Annotated in this window: 9 protein-coding genes; all 9 read right to left on the bottom strand. The window is 44.3% G+C overall.

All coding sequences use genetic code 11. The features are described 5' to 3' along the window. Positions 1-95: 95 nt before the first annotated feature. Entirely contained in the window at positions 96-3,062 is a 2,967-nt protein-coding gene (locus G5B30_RS06360; protein WP_165319123.1) for a glycosyl hydrolase 115 family protein, read from the bottom strand. 38 nt (positions 3,063-3,100) lie between these two features. Beyond that, the gene (locus tag G5B30_RS06355; protein ID WP_165319122.1) at positions 3,101-4,576 is read right to left on the bottom strand and encodes a sulfatase; all 1,476 of its coding nucleotides are present in this window, start codon (positions 4,574-4,576) and stop codon (positions 3,101-3,103) included. Positions 4,577-4,600: 24 nt separating this feature from the next. Beyond that, positions 4,601-5,674, bottom strand: coding sequence for a family 43 glycosylhydrolase (locus tag G5B30_RS06350; protein WP_165319121.1), 1,074 nt, complete (start codon positions 5,672-5,674; stop codon positions 4,601-4,603). A 26-nt stretch (positions 5,675-5,700) separates the two neighbouring features. After that, entirely contained in the window at positions 5,701-6,834 is a 1,134-nt protein-coding gene (locus tag G5B30_RS06345) for a DUF4998 domain-containing protein (protein WP_165319120.1), read from the bottom strand. Positions 6,835-6,846: 12 nt separating this feature from the next. After that, complete coding sequence (locus G5B30_RS06340) at positions 6,847-8,478, bottom strand: DUF4998 domain-containing protein (protein WP_165319119.1); 1,632 nt, start codon at positions 8,476-8,478, stop codon at positions 6,847-6,849. Between the two features lie 10 nt (positions 8,479-8,488). Continuing rightward, complete coding sequence (locus G5B30_RS06335; protein ID WP_165319118.1) at positions 8,489-9,676, bottom strand: DUF5000 domain-containing lipoprotein; 1,188 nt, start codon at positions 9,674-9,676, stop codon at positions 8,489-8,491. A gap of 17 nt (positions 9,677-9,693) precedes the next feature. Beyond that, complete coding sequence (locus G5B30_RS06330) at positions 9,694-11,601, bottom strand: RagB/SusD family nutrient uptake outer membrane protein (protein WP_165319117.1); 1,908 nt, start codon at positions 11,599-11,601, stop codon at positions 9,694-9,696. A gap of 11 nt (positions 11,602-11,612) precedes the next feature. Next, entirely contained in the window at positions 11,613-14,807 is a 3,195-nt protein-coding gene (locus tag G5B30_RS06325) for a SusC/RagA family TonB-linked outer membrane protein (protein WP_165319116.1), read from the bottom strand. A 244-nt stretch (positions 14,808-15,051) separates the two neighbouring features. After that, a complete protein-coding gene (locus G5B30_RS06320) occupies positions 15,052-17,214 on the bottom strand; it encodes an alpha-glucuronidase family glycosyl hydrolase (protein ID WP_165319115.1) in 2,163 nt (720 codons plus the stop codon). Between the last annotated feature and the right edge of the window lie 89 nt (positions 17,215-17,303).

Genomic DNA, 17,303 nt, shown 5'->3' with positions numbered 1-17,303 from the left:
GCATTACAAAACTGCTGTTTTTCTCCGCATTCTATCGTATGCTATTGTATCAATATGTAATCAAATTGTCTCTAATAGGCAAAAGGTTTTTCACTCTATTTCACCAGGGTCGTTACTGGTCCCGTATAAGACTTCTTCATACCACCGAAATCCAACACAATCTTTTGGATGACCATACCCGGATCGCCACATTTGATATGAAGGGTGTGTTTGCCCGGTTTGTCGATATAAAACGTCGATTTATTGACCGCAGCATTGCGCAGCACATTATCATACCAAGTTTGCGTATACTCGGGTGCAGATGATGAAGGTAGCGCCACTGGACCATCGTCGATACATACCGCATATCGTGTTTGCCCTGTACCCTGTTCGTGAAAACCAAAGTCCCGATCGGAGCTTAAGGGAAAAATCGGTAACACATAAGTATACACATCGACAGGACCGCGATGAAACGTATAAAAATCGTATTCCACACCTGGCGATTTTGGATTTCTCGGATTAAGCACCTTTGCCGTCGGATCACCGATCATCACACTTCGATCTTCAATACCCAGATTGTCAATAATCTGCATTTTAATTTCTTCGGTTTCCCGCTTGCGATGAAAGTCTGCGGCAGCAATCGACACCACGCCATTGTCTTCTACAAATAATCCGCGCACTTCTTCTATACGGGGCGACAAAGGATTAAATACCGACACCCCAACTTTCTCCTGCGTACCTGCACCGATAATTTCGATATCCCCAGAAACCCGTTCACCCTGAGGCACCTTATTCCAATCGATCGATATCCACACCCGGTCTTCATGTGTGACACGACCGTTTTGCTTACTCACCTTAATCCAGTCGTTTGAGGGCTTCAGACTCCAGTCGAGCGTTTTCTGGCCGGCATTGACGATATCAATATAGTATGTCTTGTCACTGTAGGGATTAAAAGCCGGCAGGGTATAAAAACTACTGACACCCTTTAACGGCTGCTGACCTTCGATAAACAATAGCATAGCGGCATCAACTGGTACGCGTACCGAATCCAGTTTCGGTAATTCAAAATAGGAAGCTGTCACCCCTTGTTTCAATGATAAGACATGCTTCCATTTCCCATTGAGGAGATCATTATATTCATAAGATATTTTATACAAGGTATCGTAATAGTGCTTCACCTGATGACGTAGTATATTCGCTTTCGACCGTCCCTGTTCAATATACATTTTGTTTTTCTGTGCCGTAAGCCATTTTTTGTTCATGAGCTCCGCCCCTTTCACGGAGTAATACAGCAGCTGAAAAAATGAAGCCTCTTCCATTTTCGGCAGCTCTTTACGTATACGTTCTACCGCATTTCCTATTCGATCATAATCTGCAATCCGCTTTTCTGCCTCTTTATAATTGACAAAAGAGAAATCAGTATCTGTCGGCCGCTCCCGCCCATGACTAAAGGTATTCCACTCATAGCCCCAGCCCATAAACTCCGGCTTACGGGTAAAAGCCAACCGATTATATTCTCGCGTTATCTTCTTAAAGTCATCCAAGTACTTCGCACCATAGATGGAGCTTAGCCATTCCGCTTGATAATCCGGCACGTTTTCAAAAGTAAACTTATCGATATCAAAGGCCATATCCAAAAATAGTGTCACCGGAAATTCACAGGATTTGATATCACCTGCATTCAGCAACCATAGCCTGTCCGCACCTGTATCATACGCTTTGTGCAATTCTTCATACATCAATGCGGGCGACGTGGATGACAACCATAGGTAATCATGCGGTATCCCGAGATAAGAAGCATGGTAATATACACCCGATCCCCCTGAACGTTTCCTTTCCTTTTCGTTACTCAATTGCTTCATATAGCCATAATTATCGTCCGGCCATACCAAGATCACGTCATCCGGAAGTTCCATTCCGGCGAGGTAAAGATCAAGCACCTCTTTGTAGGGTGTAAATGCCTGAGGTATCTGTTCAATAGGCTTATCGATGTGCTTTTGGAGAAGGGCACGTTGATCCTTCAAGGCTTCGCTGACTAAGGCTACACGTTGCTCCAGTGAATAATTTCCTGTCATGGCCTTATCATGCAAGCCGCGCAGCGCCAATGTATATACATTTTCATACGGTGAATTTTCCTTGACGCGTTGATCCAAAACCTTCAAAATACCATCTTTATTCGTCATGTAGTTCCATTCGCCCATCGTTTTCTTATCCCACTCACTGGCATTGTTGAAAAGTAAAGGTTCGGGATGTACCGATCCCATCACAATACCGAAGGAGTCAGCAACCACTTTGTTGTCGGGATATTTATTAAAAGCCCCACTGGCCTCATGCATGGCCGGGCATAGATAATTTGCCTTCAACCGCAACAATAGCTCAAAAACTTTAGCGTAGGTCTTTGGTCCTATGTCCTTTAATTCAGGATCGAAGGTATGCTTCGCCCAACGCAATAGACCCCAATCTTCATCATTGATGAAGATGCCACGGTATTTTACCGTGGGCTTGGAAGATGTAAATGTATTAACCTCCAATTGCAGCCTATCCCTCTTTTTGACCGGTACATCGGCCCACCAATACCAGGGCGAAACACCTATAACCTCAGATATCGAAAACAGGCCGTAAGAGGCACCTCTACGATCGCTACCGACAACAACCAACGCTTTCTCCACCTGAGGAAACGGTTTCTCCACCACTTGTATCGTATATTGCTCCCAGCCCCCTTCTAAACCGTTGACAGCAATCTTTTTATTCTTAATCAATTGTTCAATTAACTTATTTTGGCCCAACGTACCCACGAGCACCATATTCTTCGTCCGTTTATCATCAACGGTACGTACTGAAATCGCTCGACCTGTGACCCGTTTTACGTCATCTGCAAAAAGCTGAGCGCTCGTTTTCACGGCAGTTTGCTCACCGGCGTCGTAGTAAATTGCGACCGAAAGATTACGATCCGCCAAAGGAAAACTATTCTTGGACAATTTGTTGCTTTCCGATAACATGACCTGCGCTGCCAAGCGATTTACAGGCAACAACAAACAGGCAACTGCTACATAAATAAGGGTAAGGGCTTTTTGTACATTCATCTTTTTTTCTTCTATATAAATACGTAATGCGAATTAAGTTATTCAAATAAACCGGTATTTCCTTTTTGCCACAGTTGATCGAGCTGCCGAATAAGATCAGGATTGCTGGGCGCTATATTCGTTGTTTCCAACGGATCTTTATCGTGATCGTACAACTCGGTGACAGGGGTCTCCGTTCTAAAATAATGTGTAAGTCTGTAGCGCGGTGTCACCATCGTAACACCATTCCTAAAATAGCTGTAGGCCACATCTTGCCATTCCTTCGTGTTTTTATCTTTCAATAAGGAAACCATACTCCGACCATCCGCCTGAGGTAGCTCCGGCAGATGACACAGATCCAGCAACGTAGGTGCAATATCGATCGAACTAACAACCCGGTCTATTTTTTTACCCCTTTTCATGGCAGGTGTTTTAATCATCAGCACACTACGTAGCGAACGGTCAAACAAGGTATGTTTGCCCCAGACGTGGTAATCTCCCAGATGCCAACCGTGATCGCTCCAAAGAATCACTATGGTATTTTTATCCAAACCGTTGGTCTTTAGCGCCTGAAGAAGCTTACCGATCTGCTGGTCGATATAACTTATACAGGCGTAATACCCGTGTATCAACCTGCGCGAATAGGCATCAGATAACGGGCGATCGAGGGAAGCCTTCTCCTCACCCAATTTATACTGATTGAACTCTGCACTTTGATGCAAACTTGCTCGATGTACATGCAAAGGCAAATCTGGAACCGGGGTAAGTGAAAGTTGTTCTTCCTGATACATATCCCAATATTTCTGTGGGGCATTAAATGGCAGATGGGGCTTAAAAAAGCCCACGCCTAAAAAGAAAGGCTGATTTCGCTCTGCCAGTTCTTTTAATTTACCCACAGCCAAAGCAGCTGTGAGCCCGTCCGGATATCCTTCGTCTGTCACATCAGCCGCTTCATAAGGGCGCACCTGACCATTTTTGGTTGTACGGCTTTCCCCATCGGCATAAGCAAAAAAAGCATTCCATCCTTGTCCCCATTTTCCCGGATTGAATACAAACTCGTCCCAACTGTTGGGCAGTTCCTTCCGACTGCTTTTCGGTCCAGCATACGGATAAATATAGCCATCGGGCGAGTGACTGATCTTTCCAATACCGACGGTATGATACCCGTTACGGCGAAATTGCTCGATAAAAGTCTCCGGGTTTGCCGATTGCTCCTTTTTACCGTTGGATAATACATTGGCGATATTGTTTCCCAGTTCTGCCCTGGAGCGTGGCAACTTGCTCCGTAACAAACTATATCGGGACGCACCACAAGTCGGTACCGTCACATATTGCCGGGTAAATAATGCAGAAGAAGCCGCTAATAAATTAATATGCGGCGTATATACTTCTTCATTACCATAGCATCCTAAAGCGGGCAACAGATCATCGACACAGATCATCAACACATTCGGCGGCCTCTCTTTTTGTGCTATTGCCAAAAAGGTCGCTAAGGATAAAAATATTGTTGCTCCGATATGACGTCGATTCCTCATGTCGTATTTGCTTTTTCTCTATCGCTATTCTCCTGACGGTTTCTTGACCTCATCCCCTATTTTTACAGGAGTACCAAAGTTAGGCGTTCCGTCACTATTCCAGGTAAATTTTTGAATGCGCGGATTGCGATAATTTGTACTTCCTCCATCCGGCAGATTGCGGGCATGATAGATAATCCAATCCTCTGTTCCATCTGGCGACTTAAAAAAACCGTTATGTCCCGGTCCGAAAGCACCGCTTTCTGCATTCATAGTAAAAACAGGCTCATCGTCCTTTGTCCAGTCGTCAGCCTTCAATGGATCGCCACCCTCCTTCAACGTTAATAACCCTAAGGCATAGTTATCCGAAGAAAAGCTACTGGCCGAGTAGACGATAAAAACTTTTCCCTCTGGATTGATCAAGACCTGCGGTCCTTCATTAATTGCACCGTTATGTTTTTCCCAATCGTGTATTGGTGCTGCAATCTCTACCCGTCCTCCATCTAATGTCCAAGGATTACTCATCTTGGCAATATAAATTTTCTGTGGCGAAGCACCTTTGTTCGATCCCGACCACAAGAAGTACAATTCATCCTGATACTCCAGCACCGTGCCATCAATGGCCCACTCATCGCCCGGAACCGTTATTTTCTCTTTCAGTTCCCACGACCCTCGGATCGGGCTGGAAGATTTGTTCTCAATTACATACATGCGGTGATTGGCATTACTACCGTTGTCGGCAGCAAAATACATGTACCACTTTCCATCGATCTCATGCAATTCAGGCGCCCAGATGTTCTTGGAATACATTTCTCCCGGGGGTGGCACCCAGACATCTATGGGGGTCACCTTAGCCAGTTCACTGATTTTCTTGGTCACGTACAGCACCAACTTACTTCCTTGGGTATACGTGTAGTAATATGTTCCGTTCTTTTGCGTTATCCAAGGGTCCGCACCTCGGGTCAGAAGCGGATTGGTAAAGGTATCGGAATCATCCGGTTGCTCAGTCTCTGGAGGGGGTGGGGTTTTATCTACACCGCCATTCTCTTTGCTACAGCTGGTCCAACCTATCCCCAAAAAAGGAATAATCAACGTGATAAGGAATGTCTTTTTTATCATGTTTAGTTTTATTTGTACTTTTTTCATTATCGATAGAACATACCGATTTCCGCTAATGCGATATTGCCTCCATTGAATGAAGCTGTTGCTTTCATCCTGAAGTATCGTGCTTGCACCGGTTCATCCAATGAAATGAACTGTTTGTCTCCCGTGTTCTCTAAATCGGTAACAAGATGATAAGTCCACTCCTCCCCATCAATGCTGGTATATAGCTCAATGGTTTTCGGCCGAGCAGAAGCATCCCGGAGCCTAGTGATAATAGCAAACCCCTCCACATCATATATCGTCTTCATATCTACCGTAATCGTATGTGGGTACTCTTTGTGCGTAGTCGTGTTGTTAACCCATAAACTTTCTGGATCACCATCAATCGCATTAGATGCCGGTCTACCGGCTCCTTTCGGATCTTCTGAAGAACCTTCCGCTGTCCACCCCGTTTTGGACAATTCTATCGGTCGTCCTTTGAGTCTCTGTGTAGTAAACTCCGTGTAAAATGTATCCAAAGCCAGTGGTCCCGGTAAGTATACTGTTCGAAGATCTACAAACTGCGGCGTTAAAAAATCTGGAACATACGTTATTGTCTCATCCGCTGGGACAAATAACGTATGATTCTCGCCACCCAAATCTTCATAGGTTATCTCCGTACCGTGAACGGTAGGGTACGGCACCGCACCCCATGTAATCTTCATGACGTCCTCCTCATCTGCAATGTAGGTATCGATAGGTCGACTCAATAGCGTATTTTTCCACATATCTCCGTAGACTCTCGTGACGAGTTCCTTTTTTAATGACCTTCGCCCTTGGTCATCGAAAGTAAAGATTTCAAAAACATAAGTACCTTCAGCAAGCTCATCGAACATCACTTTGACGGTATCATTTCCTATTTCTGTTCTTTCAATCGGCACGTCTATTGAATCCTGCCGATTGTTCCAATATACCCGGGCACGTATAGCTTTCGAATCAGATGGCGGCAGCCATCCTAACTGAAGACGGTTATTACCGGGATAGACAAATACGGAGTCGACCATTCCGATATATACTTTCATGCCGTCTTCCAGAAATTGCTTATAGGTATCGTCCATCTTGGAGCATCCTCCAAAGATACCGGCTAATGCGAGAAGGATGAATCCTATACGACTTATGTGTGTTACTAATTTCATAATTGTATTTTTTTAATTACTCAATTCAACATTCAAAATAAAAGGCTGCCCTTTACTTCCAGCGATCAACGCATCATCCATGGGCATCCATCGGTATTCTATTTTACTGTTATATTCAATCTTTACCAAGTAGTTATAGACATTGTCACTTAGGACCTGATTTATCGCATAGGGATTATCCAGGAAGGTATACCGTCCATCGCCTCCTGTAGTCGCTCTATACTTCACAACATCAGTGGCTCGTACAGCATTGCTGTTGGCGAAAACGGGATAAAAATTCAACTTTGCTCCTACAGCTACGGCTCCACTCTTTTGTTTGACATCTACATGAAATGACGTCGGAAAATAGTTCCAGTAGGGCTTTGCCACTTTATCAGGTCCTGAGGCATTAATGATAAAGCGGGAAAACTCCGACCATACGGTTTCACCGTAGGGATAATTCATAATACATCTTTTTGATTCAAACGCTTGACCGCTGATCGGGTTATTGGCCGCATTAGGCACTTCCCCCAAATAAAGGTCATACATCCCCCGGGCGTGACCGAACTCATGGAGTAAAGCGTCAATCGCACTATTGCCAAACAATCCTGCATAATCATGTCCTAAGGTCAGATAGGGTGCTCTCAACCAGCCCCAAGATAAATCCCCAGAAGCTGCATGACTATTGACAATCAACAGAATATCCATATCCGGATCATCTACACCACGGAGGTATCTAAACTGTCCGGAAGTTCCTTCGAAAGGAATCATCTCGGTCATGTAAAAATGAATCTGGTTCCCTCCTGCGTCGTTTAGTCCCGGAACCTGAAATTTACTGCTGGCGCGTATCAAGCCCTCATCCATTTTGGCCTTAAAAGCCAACGGTCCACCGTGATCGGCAATCGTCTGGGTTTCCGCCATAACCTTACAACGAAACTTCCAGCCGGGGAGATTGTTAAAAGCAACAGCTCGGTTGGTGTAGGTGACCGCTGTAAATGTTCCGTAGAGTGTATCGATACTTTGGGCATCGGGCAGATAAGCCGTCCTGTAGCGGATTTGTCCCGTTTCCGTCGCCGGCATATTTTCGAGTACGCTAGTTAATGCGGAATGCTCGAAAAATTGCTGTTGGTCCTCGCCTTCGGCATCGGTATACCATACTTCTGAACCGGCAATCCGAAGGTCTGTAGTTTCTTCCCAAACCAATGCAAGAGAAGCGGAACCGGATTGAAAATTCATATCATATAGTGTACGTTTATCCCAATCTCCCACATATTCTTCCCCATATACGGTACCCCGCAGCAACACCTTGCCTGAGCTTACACCGGCATTATTAAAAGTCAGCACTTCCAATACGTAATCGCCTTCGGCCAAGCCGTCTATCGAGACTTTTAGCGTATCCATGGGCGCCGTCAATGTCTGTACGAGAGAATCTGTTCTTTCATTCCAATACACTTTCACTACGCTAACCTTCGCATCCGGTTCCGGCCATACAAACAACAATCGATGATTGCCTGAATATACCTTTGCGGTGCGCGCTTGTGGTACCCAAGCCTTTCCCTCCAAGTCAGAGGTATCTTGACCGGTGTCGATGTCCTTGGCACAACCAGCAAACAGGAATAAGCCCGCCAGCCCAACAAAAACGATATGTTTAAGTGTCTTCATCATGATGTAATCATCATTGCAACTGTCCCCAAAATGTTAGCTCCTGAATATAGATGTAATCCAGAAAACCCCAGGTCTCTAATATCTTAAAACGGAGGTAACGAACAGGAGGCATGTCATCCGGAAAAATAAAGTCTTCCCCCGCCGACGTTGCATATAAAGCGTCCTCCTGCGTGATAGGTCCGTCTCCTGACGGCTTATACGATTCACATTCCATTAATAACGTCCATCCATCCCAGCTTCCTTCTGGATCTGGAGTTTCTGCCGTTCCATAGACCTCCCAACGTTTCGGAGCTGCTGCCTGATAGGCCCACTGTTGACCAGGCCCTCTATGCCATAGTTTATAGCGGCTGAAAATAGCCATCCGACCCATATCAAAAGTAAACCATTGTGGCATACCCGATCCCGGCTTTGTATGAAATACACCGATTCCACCGTTTGGTGCTATACGGTCGTTCCACATTTCAAACATATCCCCTTGCGGAATATGCTTTTCGTAGGTATCTGTCGGCAAGTGAAGCTCTACAAATTTATCTTTAGGAATCTGCTCTTCGAAGATTGGTGTCAGCTCCGTAGAAATGGTATCTGACAGATTGCCCCAACGGTCACGGATAATAGCCGCAAACACACGGGGCTCTGCCGCAAACCCTCGTACCGAATGCTTACCTTCAATACTTTTTGTATAATAAGTTTCTATCTCACTCATGGTACCATTATCCTGCGTCAGTATTTTAACAGAAAGGCTTGCTCCTCCCGAATTGCTAAAAGCCACAGTTGCCCCACCAAAAGTCTCTTCAAAGGTCAATGAGTTATAAGCTTCCGATAGAGGTGAGGTCAGTGGATTGATTTTAACTTTCACCGGCTCCGATTCTTTCTCACCCTTGCTCACGGCATACAAGGTTACCTCGTATTCCTTTTCCTCGGGAAAACCATCCACAATCAAGTTATCCGCATATAGTGAAGCCTTCGCTTCCCGCTCTACACCCGGGCGGATAGCATACACCGCTTTGACGTAGCGAAGGCTTTCGTCATTCGGTAGAACATAAGATATTTTGGCCGCACCGGGCAAATTTTCCACCTGGACAGATTTCACCGGTCCGGGAGCGGTGTCATCATTAATGGTTGATGTAAATTTCTCTGGGGAGCAGCTAACAATCAGCAAAGCACCCAATAGGAGATTTAATATATAAACACTTTTCATAATACGAATTATTTAAATTACCAACCCGGATTTTGTACTGTATTTTTATTCGCCAAAATTTCCACTTCGCGAATAGGCCATAGATAATCCCGAGTTGTGAAAGTCTGGTTGTACAATACCCTTTCCCGGTAATAACCTTCCGGTGTCTTCTGTTCAATGTCCCAGCCGGTAATCGGTGCATTGAGTACCTCAACGGCTTTCTTCCAACGTCTTAAATCCCAAAAACGCTGTCCTTCCAAAGCTAACTCAATCAAACGTTCCTGATGGATGATCTCCCGTAATGTTTCTTTTTCCTTCGGTTTGTCCGGGTTCCTGGAGTATAGTTCCCATGACTCCTCTACCCCAAGCAACCCAGCGCGTTCACGAATGAGATCCAAAAACTCGAATACTTCAGGTGAAGGTCCATCTACTTCGTTAGCTGCTTCCGCATACAACAGGTACACATTGGCCAAACGGATAATCGGCCATGGATACTGCTCGACAGTATAACTGGTCTCCCCGATGGAGTTCTGATAGTTTACCAATTTTTTACCCCATATTCCGGTAACATTAAATTTATCCCGGGCAACATTAGAGGCCGGGTCACCTTTCTTTGCTGATACAAACCAGGTGTCATTGTCATCAAATTTCCCCATACCGTACCAGATGCCGCCATCAAAGCCCAGATTTGCATAATATCTCGGTTCCCGATCGAAATTAAACTTCGCTGTCGTATAACCTTCTTTGATATAATACTTTTCACCTGCAGTACCTGTCTTTAGATCGAATCGTCCACTATAATCCCAGTCTGTATCCTCTTCAATAGGTACACCATGCTTGGTATAAAATTGAGCGGCTATTTTTATTGGGATTGCGGCATTACCTTGCACATTCGAGTTGGCCCGTGTTGCTGGATCGACACCCCGTGGAGTGGATTGCCGTTGCATATTGCCCGTCATACTATTGGTGTGACCCCATACTATCTCATCATTCCATTTTTCAGTCACCGCATTGCGGATGTCCATTTGGATACGTATTTCCGGTGACACACTATACTGGGATCCACTTTGATTATAGTAATATAAGCGATGTCCGGCTAATTCACAGGCTTGGATGGCCTCCCAAGAGGCTGCTTTGGCTTTCTCCCATTTCTCCATGGAGAAAACCGGATTGAACAGCAATCTTCCCTGCTTGTCCCGAAAGGTAGCATAGTCCGGATTACCATTAAAAAGTGGACTGGCAGCTAATACCAATGCATATGCTTTGATGGACAAAGCGATAGGCTGTGTAATACGTCCCAGTTCGGAGGCCTCTTGTGAAATATAAGGTGGTAAATCAGGAGTCGCCTCATCCAATAATTGAACAACATAGTCAAAACAATCATCTACTGGATCTCGAGGAACTTTCGCCTCTTCTACGCTGGCATTGATGGGTAGATTCACTTTTTTCAACGGTATAGGTCCATACATGCGGATGAGATAAAGATGATAGTACGCTTTTAAAAACTTCACCTCGGCTCGCCAACGTTGCATTTCGCCAAGACTAAGATCCGGTACTGTCTCCACATTTTCTAAAAAGATATTACAATCCCGAATCGCCTGATACAAGTCAGTCATACCGTTCGCCCCTACACCTGTTGTACCCTGCCAAAAATTCATATAAGGGTTGTTCACATTCTGGAATCCCCGGGCAATCTGCCAAGGAGGCATATTGTAAAACTGGTGCAGCCAAAATTCATCACCAGCCGTAAGAGCCGGGTTTAACTCAATATTACTTAGCTTGGGTAGATAGCTATAACAGCTGTATAGAAATCGTTCGGCCGAAACACGCATATTGAACGAATTTTCAATCGTCGCAATATTATCCGGTACAATGTCCAAATAACGTTGACAAGCTCCAAGAAAGACAAGTGCCGAACTGTATATGTATATTAGCGTTTTTTTCATGATCATCTAATTTATAGGGATACTTGTAATCCAATGTTAAATACCCGCTGTACAGGATAGCGTAGTCCATTACCTGCCATCTCCACATCCCATAACTTGAATTTACTAAAAGTGAATAGGTTTGTACCATTCGCATATATCCGGATATTATCTGTTTTTATTCTATTGGTCCAAGCCTTAGGAAAAGTATATCCCAATTCGACCTGTTTTACTCTCAGGAATGCACCATTTCGCATAAACCAAGTACTTCTTTGGGTATTGTTATCGATGGAATAGGTACTAAGCCGCGGAAAAAGAGCATACAAATCTCGATTATCTTCTGACCAATGGCTATCGGCATAAGCTTGAAGCAATTGATTCGTGAATACAGTTCCTGAATTACGCTCCGCATCGCTGTAGTGATAGGCTACAAAGGGCGCTGTAGCTGCCGGATCAATCCAAAAAGATTCTCTTGACGCTCCCTGAAAGAAAGAAGATATATCGAAATTCTTATAACCAAAGGAAAAACCGAAACCATAGACGATCTCCGGCATGGTCGGATACCCTATCGGCACCTGATCCAATGAGGTGATCTGCCCATCATTGTTAATGTCCCTATACTTGATATCACCGGCCATATACTCCCCAAAATTTTGTCGGGGTGAGTTAGCTACCTCTGCGTCGTCAACAAATAAACTTTCGGCAATATAACCCCACTGTTGACTCATGGGATATCCAATCTTGGATTTCCACCATTCGGTATCGTAGTCGTATTCTTCAAACACTTTATAGGCGCTGGTCGCATAGGTAAAGTTGGCTCTAGCCTGTACCCACGCACCACTCGAAAAATGTTGATTATAATCCAAGGACATATCTACCCCCTGTCCGGTAGCTTCACCAATATTGGCTGCCGGTGTGGCCCACAACCCCATAGAGGCCGGCGTGGAAACACGCTCCTGCAAGATATTGGTACGGTGCTCCCGAAAATATTCACCTACAAAATTCCACCTATTCCACAGACCTAATTCTATAGCCAAATTAGTTTTGGCGGCGGTTTCCCAAGTAATATTGGTGTCCGAATACCGCTTTACAGATACGCCATTTCTACCCTCACCATTGTTTCGACCAAAGACGGCTCTCATACCACCATCATCAGGGTTCACCTCAGACAAGTATAAAAAACGTCCTTCTCCGATAGCATCATTACCCACTAAACCATACGTGCCTCGCAGTCTGAAATTAGTGACGATCTGTTTAAACGGTTCCCAAAACTTCTCATTGGAGACAGTCCAAGCTACACCCGCCGAAGGAAAGAAACCAAAGCGTTGTGCTTTGTAAAACCGTTCCGAACCATTGTATCCAAAGTTAAACTCTGCATAATAACGGTTATCATACGCATAGGTGGTCCGGCCTGATAACCCAACATTTCGGTAAGGAAGTGACGCTTGTAATGTACCTCTATTTGCATCCAATGCACCACGCATGATATAAACCAACATACCACTTATATTGTGGCGATCGGCAAACGTGCGGTTGTAATTTACGGCTGTTTCCAGGTAGACATTCGAGTTAATCAGTTGAGTTCCATTCGCAGAATTGTAATCCAGGTAATCTGTACCTTTGTCTTCGTTGACGATAAAGACCTGATAGGTATTATCCCGTATGCTATAACCCCCACGCGCATAATAGAATGGCGAATACTGACGTATCATATCAAAATATGAAACACGAGCTGTATTAATCAGCGCCCTTGCGCTTAATCCTTGTGTAATGAAGTCAAATTTCTGCGTTACCTGAATTTGAGCATTCATATTGGAGCGCTCGGAATCTTTATAACCTCGGACCATATCCGCATAAGGATTTAGATAATTCCCTTCCGCCGTATTCCCAAACATGATATGCTTGACATAGCTGTGATCGTTGTCTATCGGATAGTAGGCCGGAAACTTGGCCGGATTGGCACGCATGACACGGGTATAAAATCCACCTCCGGAATAAATAGGTCCCGTATAATCATCAAATGTAGCACCCAAACGTGTAATCAATTCCGTCGTCGATGTCAGATTGATATTGACATTAGCCCGTAACGAAGAAGTTCTAAGGTCAATATTGTTGTTGAAATTATTACGTGGATCTACCTTCAATACTCCATTATCCTTTGTAAAGGAGCCCGCAACGTAATAACGGGCTACTTTTCCTCCACCGCTCACACTTAGGTTTGCTCGTTGATTCATGGCATAATCCTTAAATAACTCTTTCCGCCAATCGACCGCGGGGAAAAGATAAGAACCTGATCCAGGTACAGTATTATTAATCTCTTCATCGGTATAAAGCAACTCGCCCAGTGGATCCCGCGTCAACACAGCTTCGTTATTAAGTTTCATATAGGTCACAGGATCTGCCAACTCGACATTTCGGGTCGGCATAGATATAGAGTTCTCCACACGGAAATTAATCCGTGCCTTACCCTCTTTACCTTCTTTCGTTGTAACCAATATTACTCCATTCGCTCCCCTTGCACCATATAGAGCCGTCGCCGTCGCGTCTTTCATGATGGAGAAACTGGCGATATCATCTGGATTAAGACGAGCCAGATCCGTGCTGGTCAACTCAATATTATCGATTAAGATCAACGGATCTTTTTTATAACCAAACGTGGTAACTCCACGAATAAAAAATTCGGCGTTATCAGCTCCCGGCTCACCACTGCGCTGATAGGCAATAATACCGGCCAAACGTCCTGCCAGAGCCGTTGTTAAGTTGCTCGACGGTACCTTTAATTCACTGGGATTAATGGAAGTGACTGAACCGATCAGATCGGTCCGCTTTTGCTTTCCAAAAGCCACCACGACAGCTTCCTCCAACTGCGCGGCCGATGCGACCAGCTGTACATCGATGACCTCCCGCCCTCTGACTGGGATTTCCTGTGTTTCATACCCTACGATAGTAAGGACCAGTACAGCATCTTCACCTGGAACATCAAGGATATATTTTCCGTTTAAATCTGTCGTCGTACCTATACTACTTTGATTCTTAACCGTAATGGATACACCCGCCAAAACTCCCGTCGAATCCCTTACAGTACCTCTTACTTCTTTGGTTTGCAGATCTTCGTTGGCAAACTTCGGATCTAAACTCAGCGAAAATGACCGTGCATTCACCGGAGGTAAAGCTCCTAACAAGAGCAGACAACAGAGGATACACAAATGGTATAATCGTTTACTCATAATTTATGTGTTTAAAATTGTTATTGCTTTTACTATTCATATTTCATTCCCTCTTTATCCCCAACAACATGTTTATCAGCTATCTTTTTTGAATCTTCTGTGCATCGGACGCATAGTAAAAATTATTCATGCTATTTTTACAATTTATAATATGGTTTTTACTTCCTGTTAGCAGAAGCTAAGTTCATGAAAACAAAACGGATTGATTCGTTTATTTGTTTCAATACCTCCTTATTTTGTCTTTTTATGGATATCCTGTACCGTAATGCCTTAGACTTTTGCTTTCTGACTCCTTACGTTTAAAGTCTTTTTGGTTATATCGCGGCTTTTCGTACATTTCTGGAATAGTTTTTTTTGAAAACTCGTTAAAATACGACAGACATGCATCACGCCACCATACGGCTTCATCTTCTTGAATCTCCAATAGTTTCTCTACCCGGCTGTAGACTGCAGGAGCTACAGCATGACGTACCTGCTCCCAGTTTTTTTGCATACGACGCACACCTTCTACCCCATTATAATAGGAAAAGCACAGTTCTTCCCAAAATGTCCGTCCGGATTTCATAACATGATCCCAGGGAACATGATGAAACCAAGCGATATATTTTTCGGGACAAGTGGCTATATTGTCGAATGAATCGCGTATTGGCGGAAAATATTGTGCAACAGCTGCACTTCCTCTTAGACTCCTATCGAAACCCAATCCGTTAGCATCGGCTTTATGAAAACTCTTTCTTGCCCAAGGCTGCGGGCCGTAGTGATGCCCTACGCTACTAAGCACAGTAAGTCCCAATGGCGTTTGATAGTTTACTATATATCCATACGAATTGAGCATCATCGCCTTAATACGGACAATAGCAAAAGTATCCGTCGTTAAAGTCATCCGAATCCATTCCTCCGCTAATTGCTCGGCAGATAATTGGTGATTCCATGCCAAGCGACCATACGCGTACCAATTGGCCTGACCAAACGGATGTCCCGTCCAGTTTCTTGCCGTCCCAATATTGGCTACCCCCGCCATGCCAGTCAGTCGCTGCCCCTGTAGCGAGCCGTCAATTACACGAGCAACTGTAGAGCCTTCGCCGTTTGCATAGGTATCCGATTCCAGCACTTCCTTATATAAAGAAGCCAAATAGACCAAATGCGTGCTGAAACCGAGGTATTCCTGTGTAATCTGAAACTCCATTATCTGGGATGTGTGTGGCATCGCGCCAAACAAGGGTGAAAAAGGCTCTTTGGGTTGAAAATCTAAAGGTCCATTTTTTGTTTGAAGCATTACATTTGGAAGAAATTTCCCATCGAACGGCTTAAATTCATCGTACGCATCCTTCACCCGATCTGGATTATGGGCCTTATACACAAAAGCCCGCCAGATCAATATGCCGTTATAAGGTTTTAAAAGAGTAGCCAACATATTCGCTCCATCCGCATGTGTACGTCCGTAATCCTGTGGCCCGGGCTGTCCTTCTGAGTTGGCTTTGACCAAAAAACCACCAAAATCCGGTATCCGTTGATATATCGCTGCTATTCGATCCTTCCACCACATCTTGACATCCGGATTCAGTGGATCGGCGGTTTGAAGAGCACTTAAAACCTTTGGTGAGGCAAAATTGACCGCTAGAAAAACTCGAATATTATATACACGGAAGACATCGGCCAACGCCTTCACTTTTTCTATATATTCAGGGGTTAAAATTTGAGGAGATGCATTGACGTTATTCAGAACAACACCGTTTATACCGATCGAAGCATTGGCACGGGCATAATCGATATAACGCACGTCTATTTTTTCGGGCAGCTCATCCCATTTCCATATAGACAGTCCGGCGTAGCCCCGTTCTACGGTACCATTCAGGTTATCCCAATGATTTAACATCCGCCACTGTAATTTGGGAAAATGTAATTGGTCGATATCGTCGAGATCTCCGCCTGTCTGAATTGTTCTCAACAAATGGAATACACCATAGAGAACACCGGCATCATCTTTACCTACAATATATAATGTCGTTACTTTCCCACGCTTTACCTGTTTTATCAGGAAACTTTCCTTTTGCAATTGCATGAGTTCTGGCAGCTGTGATGCGACTTCATTCGGTAAGTCCTTTAACGTTGTGACGATGACCCCAGCGGGTGTTTCAAGAAGAGATGACAACGTCTTTATAGGCGTGCCCAGTAGTCCAGAAAGCCCACGCTCCAACTCCCGACGAGCAACTTCTATTGCGGGGGAATGACCTAATACACATATTGTGTTTAAAGCACCCTTACATGTATTTCTATACTGTTCATCTTGTATTTGTTCATACCGAAGCCATAGATTATACCCATCGTCAGCTTTACAGATACCGTGCTTAAAACTTATCGTCAACAGTATAAAAATGTAAAGAATGAAATATATTGGTTTCTGCATGAGATAGTTTATAATTGCTTCATTACGAAGTTCTCCTTTATCGGGGAAGTCTTATCTCCCATTTGTTTCAAACTTATTACATATCGTCT

The sequence above is a fragment of the Sphingobacterium sp. SGG-5 genome, from assembly GCF_011043525.1.
In the GTDB taxonomy this organism is placed as follows: domain Bacteria; phylum Bacteroidota; class Bacteroidia; order Sphingobacteriales; family Sphingobacteriaceae; genus Sphingobacterium.
This window is presented reverse-complemented; position numbering and strand designations above follow the sequence as displayed.

What these genes read in the sequence shown, in the direction of transcription:
- G5B30_RS06325 (WP_165319116.1), bottom strand. Translation starts at nt 14,807, where the DNA reads ATGAGTAAACGATTATACCATTTGTGTATCCTCTGTTGTCTGCTCTTG.
- G5B30_RS06360 (WP_165319123.1), bottom strand. Translation starts at nt 3,062, where the DNA reads ATGAATGTACAAAAAGCCCTTACCCTTATTTATGTAGCAGTTGCCTGT.
- G5B30_RS06350 (WP_165319121.1), bottom strand. Translation starts at nt 5,674, where the DNA reads ATGATAAAAAAGACATTCCTTATCACGTTGATTATTCCTTTTTTGGGG.
- G5B30_RS06335 (WP_165319118.1), bottom strand. Translation starts at nt 9,676, where the DNA reads ATGAAAAGTGTTTATATATTAAATCTCCTATTGGGTGCTTTGCTGATT.
- G5B30_RS06345 (WP_165319120.1), bottom strand. Translation starts at nt 6,834, where the DNA reads ATGAAATTAGTAACACACATAAGTCGTATAGGATTCATCCTTCTCGCA.
- G5B30_RS06340 (WP_165319119.1), bottom strand. Translation starts at nt 8,478, where the DNA reads ATGATGAAGACACTTAAACATATCGTTTTTGTTGGGCTGGCGGGCTTA.
- G5B30_RS06355 (WP_165319122.1), bottom strand. Translation starts at nt 4,576, where the DNA reads ATGAGGAATCGACGTCATATCGGAGCAACAATATTTTTATCCTTAGCG.
- G5B30_RS06330 (WP_165319117.1), bottom strand. Translation starts at nt 11,601, where the DNA reads ATGAAAAAAACGCTAATATACATATACAGTTCGGCACTTGTCTTTCTT.
- G5B30_RS06320 (WP_165319115.1), bottom strand. Translation starts at nt 17,214, where the DNA reads ATGCAGAAACCAATATATTTCATTCTTTACATTTTTATACTGTTGACG.